This window comes from Patiriisocius sp. Uisw_017 (assembly GCF_047731265.1).
Lineage (GTDB): Bacteria > Bacteroidota > Bacteroidia > Flavobacteriales > Flavobacteriaceae > Patiriisocius.
The window spans coordinates 146,929-166,024 of sequence record NZ_CP159835.1 but is presented as its reverse complement, the minus strand read 5'-3'; the positions used below and the strand labels follow the sequence as shown (position 1 = coordinate 166,024).

At 36.2% G+C, this 19,096-nt stretch carries 17 protein-coding genes; 15 read left to right on the top strand and 2 right to left on the bottom strand.

All coding sequences use genetic code 11. The features are described 5' to 3' along the window. Position 1 precedes the first annotated feature (1 nt). The 15 genes from neuC (at position 2) to ABXT67_RS00605 (ending at position 16,564) form a co-directional block, all read left to right on the top strand. Entirely contained in the window at positions 2-1,162 is a 1,161-nt protein-coding gene (neuC, locus tag ABXT67_RS00675) for a UDP-N-acetylglucosamine 2-epimerase (protein ID WP_415375369.1), read from the top strand. Next, positions 1,162-1,860, top strand: coding sequence for a cytidylyltransferase domain-containing protein (locus tag ABXT67_RS00670; RefSeq protein WP_415375368.1), 699 nt, complete (start codon positions 1,162-1,164; stop codon positions 1,858-1,860). The genes neuC and ABXT67_RS00670 overlap by 1 nt, the downstream gene beginning before the upstream one ends. After that, on the top strand, positions 1,836-2,789 hold the full coding sequence (locus ABXT67_RS00665) for an NAD(P)-dependent oxidoreductase (RefSeq protein WP_415375367.1): 954 nt from the start codon (positions 1,836-1,838) through the stop codon (positions 2,787-2,789). Before ABXT67_RS00670 ends, ABXT67_RS00665 begins: the two co-directional genes overlap by 25 nt. Beyond that, positions 2,780-4,183: a hypothetical protein gene (locus ABXT67_RS00660; protein WP_415375366.1), complete on the top strand. Its 1,404-nt coding sequence runs from the start codon at positions 2,780-2,782 to the stop codon at positions 4,181-4,183. Before ABXT67_RS00665 ends, ABXT67_RS00660 begins: the two co-directional genes overlap by 10 nt. After that, positions 4,176-5,252, top strand: coding sequence for a glycosyltransferase family 4 protein (locus ABXT67_RS00655; protein WP_415375365.1), 1,077 nt, complete (start codon positions 4,176-4,178; stop codon positions 5,250-5,252). The genes ABXT67_RS00660 and ABXT67_RS00655 overlap by 8 nt, the downstream gene beginning before the upstream one ends. Position 5,253: 1 nt before the next feature. After that, entirely contained in the window at positions 5,254-6,405 is a 1,152-nt protein-coding gene (locus tag ABXT67_RS00650) for a glycosyltransferase family 4 protein (protein ID WP_415375364.1), read from the top strand. Beyond that, complete coding sequence (locus tag ABXT67_RS00645) at positions 6,402-7,931, top strand: glycosyltransferase family 2 protein (RefSeq protein WP_415375363.1); 1,530 nt, start codon at positions 6,402-6,404, stop codon at positions 7,929-7,931. The genes ABXT67_RS00650 and ABXT67_RS00645 overlap by 4 nt, the downstream gene beginning before the upstream one ends. After that, positions 7,924-8,928, top strand: coding sequence for a glycosyltransferase family 2 protein (locus ABXT67_RS00640; protein WP_415375362.1), 1,005 nt, complete (start codon positions 7,924-7,926; stop codon positions 8,926-8,928). The genes ABXT67_RS00645 and ABXT67_RS00640 overlap by 8 nt, the downstream gene beginning before the upstream one ends. Before the next feature lie 49 nt (positions 8,929-8,977). Further along, the gene (locus tag ABXT67_RS00635) at positions 8,978-9,526 is read left to right on the top strand and encodes a serine O-acetyltransferase (protein ID WP_415375361.1); all 549 of its coding nucleotides are present in this window, start codon (positions 8,978-8,980) and stop codon (positions 9,524-9,526) included. A gap of 80 nt (positions 9,527-9,606) precedes the next feature. After that, complete coding sequence (locus ABXT67_RS00630; RefSeq protein ID WP_415375360.1) at positions 9,607-10,644, top strand: glycosyltransferase; 1,038 nt, start codon at positions 9,607-9,609, stop codon at positions 10,642-10,644. Next, the gene (locus ABXT67_RS00625) at positions 10,635-11,699 is read left to right on the top strand and encodes a glycosyltransferase (RefSeq protein WP_415375359.1); all 1,065 of its coding nucleotides are present in this window, start codon (positions 10,635-10,637) and stop codon (positions 11,697-11,699) included. Before ABXT67_RS00630 ends, ABXT67_RS00625 begins: the two co-directional genes overlap by 10 nt. Then, the gene (locus ABXT67_RS00620; RefSeq protein ID WP_415375358.1) at positions 11,696-13,021 is read left to right on the top strand and encodes an O-antigen ligase family protein; all 1,326 of its coding nucleotides are present in this window, start codon (positions 11,696-11,698) and stop codon (positions 13,019-13,021) included. The genes ABXT67_RS00625 and ABXT67_RS00620 overlap by 4 nt, the downstream gene beginning before the upstream one ends. Before the next feature lie 85 nt (positions 13,022-13,106). Then, positions 13,107-14,069: a glycosyltransferase family 2 protein gene (locus ABXT67_RS00615; protein WP_415375357.1), complete on the top strand. Its 963-nt coding sequence runs from the start codon at positions 13,107-13,109 to the stop codon at positions 14,067-14,069. Between the two features lie 10 nt (positions 14,070-14,079). Continuing rightward, the gene (locus ABXT67_RS00610; RefSeq protein ID WP_415375356.1) at positions 14,080-15,093 is read left to right on the top strand and encodes a glycosyltransferase family 4 protein; all 1,014 of its coding nucleotides are present in this window, start codon (positions 14,080-14,082) and stop codon (positions 15,091-15,093) included. A 79-nt stretch (positions 15,094-15,172) separates the two neighbouring features. Then, positions 15,173-16,564: a sugar transferase gene (locus tag ABXT67_RS00605; protein ID WP_415375355.1), complete on the top strand. Its 1,392-nt coding sequence runs from the start codon at positions 15,173-15,175 to the stop codon at positions 16,562-16,564. 111 nt (positions 16,565-16,675) lie between these two features. Here ABXT67_RS00605 and ABXT67_RS00600 read toward each other — a convergent pair whose 3' ends face one another. Continuing rightward, positions 16,676-17,851 (bottom strand): DUF4105 domain-containing protein, encoded by a 1,176-nt coding sequence (locus ABXT67_RS00600; protein WP_415375354.1) that lies wholly within the window; start codon positions 17,849-17,851, stop codon positions 16,676-16,678. A 149-nt stretch (positions 17,852-18,000) separates the two neighbouring features. After that, complete coding sequence (locus tag ABXT67_RS00595) at positions 18,001-19,077, bottom strand: PorV/PorQ family protein (RefSeq protein WP_415375353.1); 1,077 nt, start codon at positions 19,075-19,077, stop codon at positions 18,001-18,003. Between the last annotated feature and the right edge of the window lie 19 nt (positions 19,078-19,096).

Below are 19,096 nucleotides of genomic sequence, written 5' to 3'. Positions count from 1 at the left end.
AATGGATGCTAAAAGAAAAATATGTGCAGTGATAACCGCGAGACCTTCCTATAGTAGGGTAAAAACGGCATTGCAAGCAATAAAAGACCATCCAGCGCTGGAGCTTCAATTAGTCGTGGCTGGATCTGCATTGTTAGATCGCTATGGCAACGCAGTAGATTTTATAGAACGTGATGGTTTTACCATTGCCGAAAAAGTTTTTATGGTCCTTGAAGGAGAAAACAAAACTGCGATGGCAAAAACGACTGGACTAGGAGTCATGGAACTTGCAAATGTGTTCTATAATTTGCAGCCAGATGCCGTATTAACCATTGCAGACCGCTTTGAAACCATTGCGGCTTCTATTGCAGCTGCGTATCAAAACATTCCACTAATTCATTTACAGGGAGGAGAAGTAACGGGGAACATTGATGAGAAGGTACGCCATGCAAATACCAAATTAGCAGACATACATTTCGTGACGAGTGAAGACGCCAAACAGCGCGTTATAAAAATGGGAGAAGATCCCAACTATGTTTACAATACGGGTTGTCCCTCGATTGATCTTGCTGCTGAGGTGGCAAACAATCCATCATTAGATTTTGATCCTTTTAAGAAATATGGCGGCGTAGGGCAGCAGTTTGATCATAAAAAAGGATATCTCGTGGTGATGCAACATCCGGTGACTACCGAGTATGCATCTGCCAGAGAGGATGTATTAAAAACATTGCGGGTAATAGATGCTCTCAAAGTGCCTGCCTTTTGGTTTTGGCCTAATGTAGATGCAGGAGCAGATGGCACGTCAAGTGGAATTCGTTCCTATCGGGAACATCATCATCTTAAACACATCCATTTTTTCAAAAACATGGAACCCCTAGATTTTTTAAAATTACTTAAAAACAGTAGTTGTTTGATAGGGAACAGTAGCGTAGGGATTAGAGAATGCTCTTATTTAGGTGTGCCGGTGGTAAACATCGGAACCCGACAAAATAGACGACTGCGCGGAAGTAACGTTATTGATGTGATGTATACAGAAGATGCAATAAAAAATGCAATTACCTCACAGCTAGGATCACCACGCAAGCAACAAGAAACCATCTATGGTACTGGAGAAAGCGGAAAACAGATAGCAGACATACTAGCTACTATTGAACTTAGGTTTCATAAAACAATCACTTATTAATGAGAGTGCTTGGCATCATACCAGCACGAGGCGGCAGCAAAGGAGTTCCGGGTAAAAACACCATGGTTATTGATGGAAAGCCATTGGTACAGTATGCTGTAGAAAGCGCCTTAAGAAGTAAATTGATTTCAAATGTTATTGTAAGTACAGACGACCCTAAAATTGTAAAAATAGCAGAGGAAATGGGTGTTAAAGTGCATATTAGAGAAGAAACATTAGCCTCAGATACATCAAATGTACTAGATACGGTATTAGCTATTTTGAGAAAATTAGAGGAGAAAGAGGAACCGTATGATGCGATTATGTTATTACAACCTACAGCACCATTGAGAAAAAGTTCTGACATTGATGAAAGCATTGAGATGCTATTAAATCTAAATGTAGATGGAGTAGTAAGTGTTATCCCTGTAGGAGACCATCATCCCGCCAGAATGTATAAAATAGATCATAATAAATTAAGTGCATTGCACCCATCTTTAGAAACAACCAGAAGACAGGAGCTACCATTACATTACATCCGAAATGGTTGTATTTATCTTGTAAAAACCGAATCGCTCAAGAAAGAGAGAACATTAATGCCTATTAATAAAGGAGCTTATATTATGGACGCGGCTTGGTCTGCTAACATAGACACCCAACAAGACATTGTTCTTTTAAAATATTTAATGCCCTTATGGAAAAAAGAAGAACAAAAATAGTTATCGCTGAACCAAGTCGTTTTTCTCCGTATGGTTTAAATATGTTAAAACAAATAGGAGACGTCATCTTAGGCCCTTTTTCTCATAGTCAATTAATGGAAACGTGTGCAGATGCCGATGTTTTAATTCTAAGATTGCAACATGTAGTAAATGCTAAGTTTTTAAAGCTTGCACAAAATCTTAAATATATAGTGACACCTACAACAGGTTTAAATCACATAGACGCGGAGACAGCCTCTTCTATGGGTATTGAAATTATCTCTTTAAAAGGAGAAACAGAATACCTAAAAAGTATTCCTTCCACCGCAGAACATACCTGGGGTTTGTTATTAGCACTAGTAAGACATATACCACAAGCCAATAAACATGTAATTAATGGTTTATGGAATCGAGATGCTTTTATTGGGCGCAACCTAACCAACTTAAAATTAGGTATTCTGGGTTTTGGAAGAGTAGGGAAACAAATTGCAAGGTATGCTGAAGCTTTTGATATGACCTATAGCTTTTATGATATAGATAACGAGCTTAACAACTTGCCCAATCAAACAGAAGACTTGACTGGTTTTTTAGCATCCATTGATGTTTTAACAGTACACATTCCGTTAAATGACAAAACCACTCATTTTTTAAATGCGGAAAAATTATCCAAATTAAAAAAAGGGAGTTTGATTATTAACACGTCAAGGGGTGAAATTATAGACGAAGTTGCTCTGGTAGCGTCCTTAATTGATGGCCACATAGGAGGCGTAGCAGTAGATGTTTTGAATCAAGAATTAATAAAAGAAGAACGAGAAAAAAGTATCTTGTTAAAATATGCTCAGTCTCATATAAATGCTATAATAACGCCTCACATTGCAGGGGCTACAATTGACTCGATGCAACAAACAGAAGAATTTGTGATTAAAAAATTGCTATATAAATGGGGGTGAAAAATTTAGGTATTGTAATTGTTGATGGAGTGGGGTATCGAAACTTCGTCTTGAGTGATTTTTGCATAAAGGCTAGTGAGGCCTTTGAAAAGCTCACTATTTATTCTGGGCTGCCGGCCGAAGTTTTTTCAGCCTATATTTCTGATACTTGTGAAGTGATTGAACTTCCTGTTTTTAAAGAAGGAAAGTTAACTTGGTTGTATAGAAAGTTAAAAGAAGTCGCACATATGCAAAAACATAAAAAGAAGTTTTATGGGATTGCGATGAATCTTGAAAAAAATAGAGCCACCACGTATAGTAAACGTTCTTGGCTCACGCGTTTTGCATTTATCTGGACATCGTTATTTAATTCAGAGAAAAACATTAATCATTTCTATAAAAAGCAGAAACAGAGTTTTTCTAAAAACCCTGTTTCAATAGCGTATTATCAACTATTAAAAGAAACAAAACCAGATGTCTTGTTTTTTACGCATCAGCGTCCACCATACCTTGCACCTTTGGACGCAATGGCAAAAAAGCTAAACATTAAAACCTGTTCGTTTATTTTTAGTTGGGATAATTTGCCATCTAAGGGGAGGATGGCAGCACCATTTGATTCTTATGTTGTTTGGAGTGATTTAATGAAGGAAGAGTTGCACTATTTTTACCCTGAAACTAAAAATATAAAGGTTTCGGTTGTTGGTACTCCACAGTTTGAACCCTATGTTTTAGATACCTATTTTGTTGAAAAAACGAGTTTTGAAGCACGATTTAATATAAATCCGAATTTAAAAACTATTTGCTACAGTTGTGGTGATGTTTCTACTAGTAAAAATGATTCTTTATATGTCGAAGTAATAGCAAAGGCAATTGATCAAAGAAAAATTGAACCAGTTAATTTTATTGTTCGAACAAGCCCAGCAGAAGATGGGGTTAGATTTTCTGATATAAAAGAACAATATCCCGCTATTATATGGAATTTCCCGCAGTGGACACTTACACGAGAAAATCATCCTGAGCCTTGGTCGCAACGGGTGCCAGAAAGTGAAGATTTAAGAACGCTGCGTTCTCTGTTAATGTATTGTGATCTTAATGTAAACATGTGTTCTACTATGGGGTTAGATTTTATGTTGTTTGATAAGCCCGTTGTGAATCCTGTTTTTGGCACCCCGACAAATGGGTTATATAACGATGGTAAATACTTAAAGTATGGACATTATGAGCGCGTTGTTGCTATTGGGGCCGTTACAATCCCAAGAGATGAAGTTGCTTTAGTTAATGAAATTAACTTTAGCTTAGAAAACCCTCTATCAAGATTGGAGGAACAAAAAGCATTATTAAAGTTGCAAATAGGCAAGCCACTTAAAGGTACTAGCCAACGAATTATAGCTGCATTAAAAACAGCACGTGAATAAAAAAATAGCCATACTCTGTGATTATAAACTCCTTCCAGAAAGAATAGGGGGGATGGATCATTTCTTTTGGGCATTTCAGAAAAAATGCAAGGATGAAGGAGTCAAAATTGATTGGTTTTTCCCGAATGTGTCAAACCACAATGACTATGCTAATTTTCACATTATTGCAACAGAAGATAATGCTTCTATAGAATTAACCTTTCTGTCTTATCTCAAGAAAAATAAGCCCAAATATGATCTAGTCATCACTCATTTTTTAGAGTTATGTACCCCGTTTTTTCGAGAAGCAAAAATTAAAACGAGATCAAAAATAATAGCAGTTGATCACAATCCTCGACCCTTAGAAGGATATTCAAGAACTAAAGGGATACTAAAAAAGTTAAAAGGACGGCTTTACAGTACATTTATAGATGTTTTTATTGGGGTTTCACAGTATACTGTCTTTGAGATGCAAAAGGATTTTGGTAAACACATCGCTAATAAATGCAAGACCATTTATAATGGCGTTATTATAGATCATATCCTGATTCAAAAGGATCGGAAAAAATTAAACCCTAGATTTCTTGTGGCATCGCATCTTCGGGAATCTAAAGGAATCCAAGATTTAATTACCGCCGTGAGTTTACTTTCTTCTGAAATCACCAAGGAATTAACCATAGACATTTATGGAGACGGGCCTTATAAATCGCAGTTAGAATCGATGGTTACGGAGAAAGAATTGCATCACGTATTTCAGTTTATGGGGAATAGCCCAACATTGCATACGACCTATGCTGCCTATGATTATATGATCCAACCTACGTATATGGAATGTTTTAGCCTTTCAATTTTAGAAAGTCTGGCAGCAAATGTTCCAGTGATTACTACACCAGTAGGGGGTAATGAAGAAGCGGTTACCGCGGGAGAGAATGGTTATATTTTTACGGCTAAAGACACAAAAGCGCTTAAAGGGATTATAGAAAGATTGTATGAAGGCAAGCAAGGCATTACCATAAATACGAGAACCGCTATTGAGAATGAATTCACGATTGATTATATGGTGAATAATCATTTTAAACTGATTGAATAAAATGAACATCGCCTTCCTAACCCCAGAATATCCGCATCCCAGTTTTGGGCCTTCAGGAGGTATAGGGAGTAGTCTTGTTCATCTAGCACAGGGACTAGTTGGTCTTGGGCATACCGTTACCATATTAATTTATGGGCAAAACAAAGATCAAGTTTTTACTGAAAATGGAATTACATTTTATGTGATTAAAAACATCAAGGTAAAAGGGCTATCGCGGTATCTTACTCAAAGAAAAGTGGAGAGACGTATTGATGCCTTGTACGATGCTGGAAAAATAGCTATTGTCGAAGCGCCAGATTGGACAGGGTTTACTTCAAGAATAAAAACAGCGTGTCCGCTGGTATTGCGATTGCACGGCAGTGACACTTATTTTTGTCATTTAGATAATCGAAAAGTAAAAAGGCGCAATAAATACCATGAGCAACGGGCTTTTATTTCTGCAGATGGTATCATCTCAGTAAGTGCTTTTACTGGAAAACTTAGTAATCAATTATTTGATTCAGAAAGAAATATAACGGTGATCCCAAATGGACTTGACCTTGATCTGTTTGCCCCTAGTATGGTGAAAAATGATGCAAAAACCATCCTATATTTCGGAACCTTGATACGCAAAAAGGGGATGTTAGAACTCCCATTAATTTTTAATAAAATTATAGCGCTCGTGCCAGATGCTACCTTAGTTTTAATTGGGTCTGATAGTGGCGATATAAAAACAGGAAGCGCGTCTACTTGGTCCTTAATGCAGCCTTTGTTTTCAGAAAGCGCAGCAGCGCGTGTCAGTTATTTAGGTAAAGTAGCTTATGATGATATGAAGGCGCACATAGAAAAAGCATCGGTTTGTATATTTCCCACTTTTGCAGAGGCACTTCCAGTTTCTTGGATAGAGGCAATGGCAATGAAAAAGGCCATCGTGGCTTCTAATGTGGGTTGGGCTAAAGAAATGATTGCCGATGGTAAAAACGGATTTCTTGTGCATCCTACAAATCACGATAGTTTTGCCAATAGCGTGGTCAAACTCTTATTAGATTCAGAAAAAAACAGTGCATTTGGAGCTGCAGCAAGAGAAGCGGCAGAATTGAAATATGATAGAAGTAAAGTCGCTATAAGTTCGGTTGATTTTTATCAAAAAATAATTAAGGAATCTGTCCAATGATACTCATAACCCATCATAATAATCGAGTAGTCCAAATAGAAAATCAATCTATTCCTGTTGCTGGGATTAACGATAATGGCGTGTTAGCTGCTATTTTTCAACTGGCAAAAGAGTACCCGAATGATTTAATAGTATGGGTTGAAAAGCAATATCGCTCTAGTTTGAATCTAGAATACTTCAGAAAAAATGATATTCCAGACAATAATTTACTGTCATTTAATCCTGGGCTAAACTATATGTCAAAGGACATTGGGTATGTAGAGGATACGTTATTTATAAACGTCAATAAAAATGTAAAATATGCCACTTGGTTAATGAGTGCTATTGTAGGATGTGCAAGGAGTAGTGTTTTCAACTCGATGATATCACCATTACCTCTTACTCAACCTTTTATTTATTATTTAAACACAGTTGCAAAGTCAGCAATGGCACAAGGATTATTATGTTACTCTTCCCCTGGATTACTGTTACCATTGACAGAAATACAGGCGATTTCTAATTGTATAAGTACTAAGGGCTTATTTCAATTTGTACGACAAAGCTATAAAAAAAGATGGTTGTTTTTATTGGCTTTTCAACAGTTGTTATTTGATAAGCGTTTTACATTTCATTATATATTATTGGCGCTGGTTACTAAAAAAAGAGATCTCAAGTATAATCCTATTGATAAAGGTTTTAAGTTCAATAATAAAGATTCAATAGATGTAGTCATACCCACAATGGGAAGGAGTTCCTACTTATATAACGTACTGGTAGATCTCAAGCATCAAAATTTAATCCCCGAGCGAGTAATTATTGTAGAACAAAACCCAGAACCAAATTCGGTTTCTCAATTAGCTTACCTTAACGACGAGTTTTGGCCATTTAAAATAGACCATACTTTTATCCATCAAACCGGTGCTTGTAATGCTAGAAATATTGCCCTGACTAAGATTAAGTCTACATGGGTTTTTTTTGCAGATGATGATATTAGGATTCCTGAGAATGTACTTGAAAACGCAATGGCGGTAGTCCATTCAAACCGTTTTTCGGCGATCACCTTGAGTTGTCTTCAAAAGAATGAAAAGGAGCGTGTTGAGCACATTATACAGTGGCTAGGCTTTGGATCCAACACAAGTCTTGTACTTTCGGAAAAAATTAAAAATTTGAAATTTAATATGGGTTTTGAATTTGGATATGGCGAGGATGGTGATTTTGGAATGCAGCTGCGTAACAATGGTACAGATATATTATATGTGCCAAGTATTCAACTTCTCCATCTTAAAGCACCTGTTGGAGGATTTAGACAAAAGCACAATTTTTTATGGGATGTTGAAGACCCAAAACCAAAACCTTCCCCAACGGTTATGCTCTACAAAATAAAACATTTCACTGCTACTCAGCTAAACAGTTATAGGTTTATGCTATTTGTAAAAGTATATAAGTCGCAAAAAGTAAAAAACCCAATTAGCTATTTAAAAAAAATGAATAAATCTTATGCAACGAGTAAAAAATGGGCCTTAAAACTAATGGAACAAAATGACTAGCAATACTTCTCTAATCATCTGTACTTACCTGCGTCCAAAACCATTGGTGACCTTGTTGGACTCCGTTTTTAAAGGGGCTGTAATTCCTTCTGAAATATTAATTATTGATGGCTCTTTAGATAACGCTACAGCAGCTATTCTCAATGAGAAAAAGTATAGCAATTTGCAATACTTTAAAGTTTCTGAAGCAGATAGAGGGCTCACTAAACAACGAAATTTTGGAATAAACAGCGTAGGTGCTGCGATGGATATTGTTTTTTTTTTAGATGATGACACGATTGTTTCTAGGGACTATTTTAAAGAACTTATTGCAACTTACGACCAGTATCCTGACGCTTTAGGTGTGGGAGGCTATATTACAAATGAAGTCACCTGGAGAAAACTAGCAGTTGGAGAAAAGATAAATGCCAATCAGTTTGCTTATGATGGATGGGTACGATCTGATGGAGCTCGTTTTGTACTGCGCAAAAAATTAGGTTTAGATTCAAATAAACCGCCTGCGCATATGCCAGAATTTTCTCACGGCCGCAGTGTATCTTTTTTACCTCCTACGGACAAAACATACCCTGCAGAACAATTTATGGGGGGCGTTGCATCCTATAGGAAGGAGACGCTAGAAACGCATAAATTTTCAGAATATTTTGAAGGCTATGGATTATATGAAGATGCAGATTTTACATTAAGACTCTCTAATGCAGGAACACTTTACGTAAACACAGGGGCACAATTAGAACATCATCATGATGCCGCCGGAAGACCCAATAAGTATGTGTATGGTAAAATGGTAGTGCGCAATGGGTGGTATGTTTGGCGAGTAAAACATCCTAAACCGTCCCTAAAAGCAAGACTAAAATGGAATGCAATCACTATTTTATTGCTAAAAATAAGATGGATTAACGTGATTACTACAAGCAAACGTAAAGAAGCATTTACAGAGGCATTAGGCAGAACTGTAGCTTGGTGGCAATTGTTATTTAATAAACCCAAAATAGAATAAGAACTTCTCAACCTCCTATTTTGTACCTTTATAAGCAGTAAAAATAAAAATGAGACTTTTTAATTCAGATTTAAATAAGTATAAGAAATATTCCGGGAAGCCGTCTTTGGTATTGTTGCTGACACAACAAGGTCTATGGGCGCTTTTTGTATATCGTTCTGGTCATCGTATTTACAAAAGTAAACTTCCTAAGTTGTTTAAAAAGCCGTTGTTAATACTATGGGTACTCTGGCAAAAATTGATAGAAATTAGTGCTGGAATTTCCATACCATATACGGCAATAATAGGCCATTCATTTTATATTGGCCATTTTGGAGGTATCATCGTCAACGCCAATGCGGTTATAGGTGATAATTGTAATATTTCTCAAGGAGTAACCATAGGCGTAAGTGGCAAAGGTGCTCAACGAGGGGTACCCATACTTGGAAATAATATTTATATAGGTGCTGGAGCAATTGTTGCTGGAAAAATCAATATAGGTGATGGGGCTGTTATTGGCGCAAATTCTTTAGTGATTAGAGATGTGGCTTCTGGTACAACTGTAGTAGGAGTGCCAGCTAAGATGGTGAGTGAGTCTAATTCTAACGAGTATATTTAATGAAGTTTCTCGTGATAACTTTAGCGCCGACTTTAAAAAACGTGAATGTATACGAGTCGTATGCACCTTATGTTAAAGAGATGAATATATGGTTTGATACCGCAGCTACTGTCACTATAGTATCGCCTACCCAGTATAAAAATAAGTTGTTAAGTGATCCGTTTAAAAGGACAGACCTTAATATTGTTTCCATCCCTTGGCTTGCGTTTGGAGGATTTATTAGTGCTTTTACATCCTTATGGAATCTCCCTAGTATCATTTTTAAGATGATTTCTGAAATGCAAAAGGCAGATCATATCCATCTAAGGTGCCCAGGTAATATTGGGCTAATAGGCTGTTTTGTGCAAATAGCATTTCCGAAGAAAATTAAAACAGCCAAATATGCAGGAAATTGGGATCCCAAAGCGAAGCAACCACTAAGTTATCGAATCCAAAAACGGATTTTAAGTAATACTTTTTTAACCAAAAATATGCAAGTGCTTGTTTATGGCGAATGGTCTGGGCAAACTAAAAATATCAAACCCTTTTTTACAGCATCTTATTGGGATGACGAAAAGGATGGTATATCTGAAAAAGTTTTTTCTGATCCGTACCAGTTTTTATTTGTAGGTAGTTTGGTCGAAGGAAAGCGACCTTTGTACGCCATACAATTAGTAGAACAATTAGTTAAGCAAGGCATACTGGCTAGCTTGTCGCTTTTTGGGGACGGTATTTTACGACCCGCATTAGAAATGTATGTTGAAAAAAACAACTTAAAAGAAGTGATACACTTTAAAGGAAACCAAACTGCTGAAATAGTTAGGGAGGGATATAAACAAGCTCATTTTTTGATTTTGGCTTCTAAATCTGAAGGCTGGCCCAAAGTGGTTGCAGAGGCTATGTTTTTTGAATGTATTCCTTTGGTGACTTCAATTTCCTGTGTGCCTTGGATGCTTGATTATGGAAAAAGAGGTTGTCTTTTATCATTAGATTTGGAAGTTGATACACAAAGCATCGTCACATTCACAAATAATAAGATTGGATTGAAAACGATGTCAGAGAATGCAAAAAAATGGTCTCAGCAGTATACCTTAGATAGTTTTGAGCGTGAAATAAAAAAACTCTTGGTATGCGAGTAGTCCAACTCATTGATAGTTTGGCAGCGGGCGGTGCAGAACGTATGGCCGTCACTTTGGCAAATTCCTTGTCAAAAAACCATCCGTCTTTTTTAGTTGCTACCCGTAGTGAAGGTCCATTAGTAAACGCAATAAATACAAAAGTAAACCATACCTGTCTACACCGAAAAAAGCGCATTGATCTAAAAGCTTTATTGGCTTTTAAAAACTATCTTAAAAATCATAAAATTCAAATAATTCACGCGCATAGCACCTCGTTTTTTTTCGCGATCTTAACGAAATTTTTAATCCCTTCTATTAAGATTGTATATCATGAACATAATGGGGCTAAAGTACATCAAGGTAAAAATGAAGTGAAAATATTGCGGTATTGCTCAAGATATTTTTCAAGCGTGATTACTGTGAATGCTGCATTGGAAGCTTGGGTAACAAAAACGCTCCATGTGGAAAATGTGGTGTATATTCCCAATTTTATTACCTTTTCAATGATAGCTCCAAAACAGAAAGAACGCAAGGATGAAATAATACATTTGGCTAATTTGCGTTCTCCAAAAAATCACACATTGCTTATTAAAGCTTTCGCAAAAGTTGCGGCTGATTTTCCATCGTGGCAACTGAGACTTGTGGGTGCTGGTTATAATGATGCTTATGAAAGATCACTGCGTTTAGAAATTTCTAAAGAAAACATAAAAGATAGGGTATTGTTTCATGGGATTAGTAATTGCGTCGACGAGCTATTGGCGGAAAGTAAAATAGGGGTATTGTCTTCCACTAGCGAGGGATTGCCAATGGCGCTTCTAGAATATGGAAAGGCAAGATTGGCCGTTGTGAGCACGAATGTAGGCTATTGTGGAGAAGTAATTAGTACCTTTGGGCAAGTAGTAGGTGTAGATGATGTCTCTAAGCTTTCAGAGGCATTAAGGGTTTATATGGACAATAATATAAGACGAGAGTTTGATGCAATTGCTTTTCAGAATCATATATACTCTTGTTATTCTGAAAATACCGTTATCCCTTTGATTGAGAAAATTTATAAAAATGCACTTCGAATTTTGTGATTAGTCAAGAAAACTATATAAAATTACTACTACTACACATCGCTCTTGGATTTGGAGGATACCTCTTTCCTATTATCATTAAACTAGTTTTGTTAGCAGTTATTGGGTTGTTTATGGTACGTATATTATACTATGGCAATCGCAATGATGAGGTGTTAATTGCGGCTTCCTATCTTGTTGGCTTCGAAGTTTTTTCTAGAATGACTGGAGGGGTTGGTTTTTCATACGAATTTGCAAAATATGGAGTTATTGTATTTATGACTTTGGGAATGTTTTATAGGGGCTTTCATAAAAAATCTTGGCCGTATGTCCTGTTTCTTTTCCTTTTAATGCCAGGCATTGTAGTATCGGCATTTTATGTAGATTACGATGTAGAATTTGGGAACATTATAGGATTTAATTTAAGTGGCCCTGTATGTTTGGGGATTTCCGCTTTATATTGTCATGACAGACCACTAAGCCAAAACCGTTTTAACGATGTGCTTACAGCCTGCTTATTACCTATAGTCGCAATGGTGGTATACCTATACTTTTATACACCGGATATACGCGATGTTTTAACAGGTACAGGATCTAATTTTGCTGCTTCTGGAGGATTTGGTCCCAATCAAGTTTCTACAGTTATTGGGTTGGGAATGTTTATTTTATTTACAAGATTGTTTTTAGTCAAAAACCGTGCTGTAAATTTTATCGATATTACCTTATTAGGCTTATTAACTTATAGGGCTTTTATTACTTTTTCCAGAGGGGGTGTTATTACCGCAGGGGTTTGCGCTATCTTATTTATACTCTTTTATCTAAAACAAGCATCTGCCGGAAAACGTAAAAATGTTCTTGCAAAAACAACCCTGATTTCGGTTGTTTTTATAATCACGTGGATCATAACTTCGTTGCTTTCTGGCGGCTTGATAGATAAAAGATACGCAAATCAAGATGCCTTAGGCCGTGTTAAAAAAGATGTTTCTACCGGTAGAAAAGAACTTATTGAAACAGAGTTGCTAGCCTTTAAACAAAATCCAATTCTGGGAATAGGAGCAGGGCGCACAAAAGAATATCGATTAGAAGTAACGGGTGTAGAGTCTGCTACACACAATGAAATTAGCAGGATGCTTTCTGAACATGGCTTATTAGGCATCATAGCTTTAATAATTTTGCTATTTACACCTGCAATTCGGTGGTTATTCCATAAAGATAATTTGTTTCTACTGCCTTTTTTAGCCTTTTGGTTTTTAACAATTAACCATTCCTCCATGCGCATTGCCGCACCAGCATTTGTCTACGGAATTTGTTTAATAAGTATTATTAAAAAAAGCAAGCAGTAATATTTTATTTTAGCCTATTTTACTTTTTCTTAATAGTTTGTATGTTATTTTTGATTTTTAGCATACTATAATTTTAATGTTTTCAATGATTGAAACTACCTCCATCGGAATTGTCATCCCTTATTACAATGCTGCCAAACATATTGTACATGTGGTGGAGAAAGCAACACGCTATGCTGACCATATTGTGATTATTAATGATGCCAGTCCAGATACAATGCCGGTTGAAATGTTAAACACCTATCAACAAGTGCAGATTATTAATAACAAAAAAAATCTAGGAGTAGGCGGCGCAACCTTAAAAGGTATTGAAGTGTTAATAAAGAATCCAGAAATAAAGGTGATTGTTAAACTGGATGCAGATGATCAAATGGATACGACGTTTATTCCCAAACTCGTACAACCCATCCTTAATCAACACGCACACTTTGTAAAAGGAAATCGTTTTAGAGATTTAGAGGCATTAAAATCAATGCCAACAATCAGGAGATTTGGCAATTTGTTTTTGTCTTTTCTTAGTAAAGTTTCTACCGGTTATTGGAATTGTTTTGATTTTAATAACGGGTTCTTTGCAATTTCATCTGGCACGGTATTAAAATTAAATACAACAGCAATTTCCAAAAACTATTTTTTTGAAACTTCTTTAATAGGCGAACTCTATTTTCAACAAGCGATCATAGCGGAAATTCCAATGCCTGCAATCTATGGCGATGAAGAATCTAATATGAAACTTTTTAGAATGCCTTGGTTGTTCTCGATAAACCTTTTCAAGAAGTTTATTACTCGAATTTGGAAGAGTTATTTTGTGTATGATTTTAATATTGGTACTGTTTACCTTGTATTTGGTGTGTTTTTATTTTTAGGAGGCACCATTTTTGGAGGGTATAATTGGTCTGTCAATAGCGCAACTAATGAACTCACACCGGTAGGGACGATAATGATTAGTACTTTATTAATAATTTTAGGCTTTCAGTTATTATTGCAAGCCATTCAATTTGATATTCTTAGAACACCAACTACTTTTATTAAAAGAGAAGGTCAATTTTAAAATAATACTAGTGTCAAAAAAAATACTTTACATCGGGAATGCACTCTCTGCGAAAGGCAATACCGTTACCGTAATGGAAACCTTGAGCGAGCATCTTAAAGCCGAAGGTTTTAAAGTATATACGGCATCTTCCATAAAAAACAAAGTGTTTAGGTTTTTAGATATGCTTCGTGCATTTTATACCTATAGAGAGGAGGTCAACGCTATTTTAATAGATACCTATAGTACCCAAAATTTCTATTTTGCTTATTTTATTGGAATGTTAGCAAAGAAACACGGGGTCCCTTATTACCCCATATTACACGGTGGAAACTTACCCGCTAGACTTAAAAAAAAACCCAAGAGAACTAAGCAATTCTTTGGGAATGCAGCATTAAATATTTCCCCTTCTCAATATTTAATGGAAGCCTTTACAGCCGAAGGATATCATAACTTAAAATACATTCCAAACACGATCAATATTGATGAATATCCTTTTCAGGAAAGAAAAAATGTAGCTCCCACGCTTTTGTGGGTGCGTTCTTTTTCCAACATATATAATCCAATGTTGGCGTTAAAAATAGTAGAGGCACTTTTAAAAAAAGGAATGGGCGCTACGTTAACAATGGTGGGGCCAGAAAAGGATGGCAGCTTAGCAAAGTGTAAGCAATATGCAAAACAGAAAAATCTCCCAGTCACCTTTACGGGTAAACTATCAAAAAAACAATGGATTGAACTTTCTAAACAGTCTGATATTTTTATCAACACAACTAATGTTGACAACATGCCCGTAAGTGTTGTGGAGGCTATGGCACTTGGTCTTCCTGTAATTTCTACCAATGTAGGGGGAATACCTTATTTAATCGATGCTGGCAAAAATGGTATATTAGTACCCAAACAAGAAGTGTTGCCTTTTGTTTTGGCCATTGAAGATCTGATGTTAGCTGCAGAAAGGACACAAAACATCTCAAAAAAGGCACATTCTTTTGCTAAAAAATTTGACTGGGAATCCGTTAAACTTGCGTGGTTTGAAATTTTAAAGTAAATCCTTACAGGAATTAGAATGAGATGTTACATACATCACAATAGATTTTCTTATTTTTATCTCGGTTTAACCTACTTGTATGTCTCAACAATCAACCATTCATTTTGATATTTCAGAACGAAAAGTTCTCCTACGCATTTTAGACGTGGCGAGTGTTTTAGGGATTTTGTATTTGATAGGGCAGGTATTTGACTTTGATTATTTTAAAATTAATTCTACTCACTGGGTTTGGTCCATCGTACTAGGATTGTACCTCACTATTTTTGCTACTATTTTTGAATTGTACAATCTTCAAAAAGCAAGTAAGTTTGAAATTGTAGTACAAAATGTGATTCTTACCTCCTCATTAACGGTATTGTTCTATTTGTTAACCCCTTTTTATACCCCTGAGCTTCCAGAAAATAGACTCCAAATAGTCTATTTCTACATTTCCATTAACCTCTCACTATTCCTGTGGCGTTATGCCTATATTGTATTAATTTCTGCTCCTCGATTTTTTAAACGGGTGTTATTAGTGGCAAATCAAAGTGAAGCGCCCGATATTATTGAATCGTTGCAAAAATCTGATCCTAATTATAAAGTAATAGCATTTATAAATACTGAAACTTCAATTACCCCCTTTACTTTAGAAGGTGTGAAAATAGTAGATCCAGATCACGCGTTTAGAGAAGTAAAGGAGTTGGTAATTTCAGAAATTGTTATCGGAACCCCGCCATCAAGTGGAATTACAGTAACGTTATACAATAAATTGATTCACTTTCTAGAAAACGGAGTCTCTATACGAGAGTATACGCAGGTATATGAAGAAATTACACACAGAGTACCAGTACAACATGTGGACAAAGATTTTTATAGATACTTTCCTTTTAGCCGAAGCAATCAAAACAAACTCTACTTGTTTTTTCATAGGGTTTTAGATGTTTTCTTTTCCATCGTGGGTTTGACTTTTGGAGCATTTATTTCACCTATTATTATCATTGGTAATTTATTAGCGAATAAAGGAGCCATGTTTTATACACAGACGAGGGTAGGTAAAAACGGAAAGCACTTTAAAATCTATAAGCTTCGTTCTATGGTAAAAGATGCTGAAAAGCATGGGGCACAATTTGCAGCGGTGAAAGATGCACGTGTCACAAAGTTTGGTAGGTTTCTTCGTAAGAGTAGGTTTGATGAAATACCACAGTTTATTAATGTAATAAAAGGGGATATGAGCGTTATCGGGCCGCGACCAGAGCGCCCTGTCTTTGTTGAAAACCTTTCTGAGGCCATACCATTTTACGAAGTGAGGCATATTGTAAAGCCTGGTGTTACAGGTTGGGCACAAGTAAACGCAAAATATGGTATGACACAGGAAGACGCTTTACAAAAACTACAATACGACCTATACTACATTAAGCATCGCAGCTTTTTTCTAGATATTAGTATTGTCATAAAAACATTAACGACAATTATTTTCTTCCGGGGACAGTAGAAGGGAGTGGGCAGTATGCTCCAGGCAGGAGAAAAAAATTCTCATATAGAGGTGTTTAGAGACGGCTAGTCAAGAGTGTTTTTTTAATTTTGAAAGACCAGAATCCCTAAATTATTTCCCCTTAAGTTCCAATGCTAAATACACCCATCGAAATGCCAACGCAAATAGAAACGGGAGCAATGCAATAGCAAATATCTGAACGCCTGAAATCCAATGGAATGTCAAAAGTGCGAATAATAAAATCAAAAAGAAAACGTAGCGGTATAACCATGTTTTAGGTTTCACTTTATGTATTAAAACAAAGAAAAATAGGTTTAAAGGAAATGCCCATAGCACGTTGTAATTATTCGCTGTTGCGGTGTGATCTGTTCCTAGCCATAATGTCAAGAGCAATATGCCCACCAGGCCAGTGATCAAAAATAATGCGCTATCAAGCCATCGTGTTCTTTTTTTGAGGGTTATATCTTTACAGGTAATATAAAAGATAAAAATTGCGATTAGGCAAAAGACGAAAAATGGACTTGTAATAAAAGAGCTCTTTTTTTCAGGGGAAGCAACGTCATAGGTTGTTGCGATTTGTTTAACCAGAGGTACAAAAGTGCCTTCTCGATTTATTTCGGCTACAGCAGCGGCTTTAAAAATATATTCGGGTAAAAATTGATGCTCAGTTGGGGTAGCTGTTCGGTCAATAACCGCTCCTAAGGCAATGTCAATACCTAAACTACCCCACGTATTCCATTGTAAACGTTGTTGGATTAATTCTCTAAAGGTATAAGGTGTTGTGACATACTCTTTATTGTGAACCAATTTATAATTCAAAACAGTATAAACGACATCCCTCATTTTTGTAGCACAATTGTCATAAAAGAAATCATACTGGTACTCTTTTTTTTCTGGTTGTGCGTTGTTAATCAAGTATTCGAACATAGTAGCTTTCTCCTCATAAGTAAGATTTAATCTTTGTTCTTTTACCCAGCGTTTTTGCCTTTTGTAGGTTGCGATAAAGCTATTATAATCACGAACTGAAAGAGCGTAGGGTAATTTACCACGCGCAAATTTTATATAGAAGTTAGGAGTGTCAAAATCAAACGTTCCATAGTTAAAAACCATATCGGTTCCGTTGGAAGGGTCTTTCACTCTAAAGGCACTATGACCAAAGCTGTCATAAAGCAAGGTGCCCGGACCAATAGTAATGACACTAATTTCAGCATCCTCACCAATAGAGCGCTGTGAGAATCCAAGAGAAAAATTCAGTAAAAAAACGAGTAATAGAAGTTGTTTCAGCAAAAGAAATTAATTTTCAGTAAAAACAAAATTAATCATTATAACTATCACGACTAATGTATTGAAGTGTTAAAATAAAGGAAGATTTAAAAATAAGGTACTTATAAGACAAAAAATAATATTGCAATCGATACCTGGTGTCCGACTACAAACTACCTGAAAATACTCAAATCCATTTTCAGTGAAAAAACATTACTATACAATGCGGCACTTTGATCTCCAATATCTGTAAGCGCATAATCTACTTGAATGCCTTTATAACTAAAACCTATACCAATATTGGGTTGAAAACCAACCGACGTATCTCCTTCTAAACTGCCTATTTGCTGGACGTTTTGAAAATTACCCACGCCACCTCGCAAAAAAATCATATCTACATACCCAAATTGAAGCCCAGCTGATGGTGTAACACTTACAGCCGATGAAGAAAAAACATCATTGGTTTGAGCAAATCTAAAATTTAGATCTACTTCGGTTAAGAGAGAAAAATCATAGCGGTATACAAATGTTCTGGCAACCCCAAATTGTAATTTCGGGATGGTAATTTCAGTAGTTTCTGGTAGTTCTTGATTTTGACCTTCTACGGCACCTTGTATTTCGGCAAATTTTTCTTCATCGATAGTCCAAGCATTATAGGTGGTGGTAATATCTCTTGCCATCAAACCAAAACTCCACTTGTTACGCTGAAATTGGATCCCTACGTCCAACCCAAAACCCCAAGAGGACGCAAAGTCACCAACAATTCTGCGAATGACTTTCGCATTTACACCAACATTTAATCCGTCCAAAGGCAATCTTTTTGCATAGCTGAAGTTAAATGCATAATCTGCTGTAGAAAAAAGACTAATCCTATTGTAATCTATATTCCCTTGATCATCGATTAATTGTGTGGTGTTCAAAATATCATCTACACCAAACCGAATAATGGAGAGGGCAACGGCACTTTCGTTGTCTAATGGCATCGCAAAAGCGGCATAATCATAGCTAGCAATGTTTGCAAAATAGGAGGCGTGCATCAGGGAAAGTTCTTTGTCTTCTATATTTACCAATCCCGCTGGATTCCAATATCCAGAATTAACATCGCCAGTAGATGCTACCACGGCGTTCGCCATACCAAAGGCTCCAGCATCTACTCCAATATTCAAAAACTCATTTGAATATTTTCTAACAGATTGTGCAGCAACACCAATGGTGATTAAAAAAAGCAATAAGAATATATTCTTTTTCAAGCGTAATAATTTGTGCAAA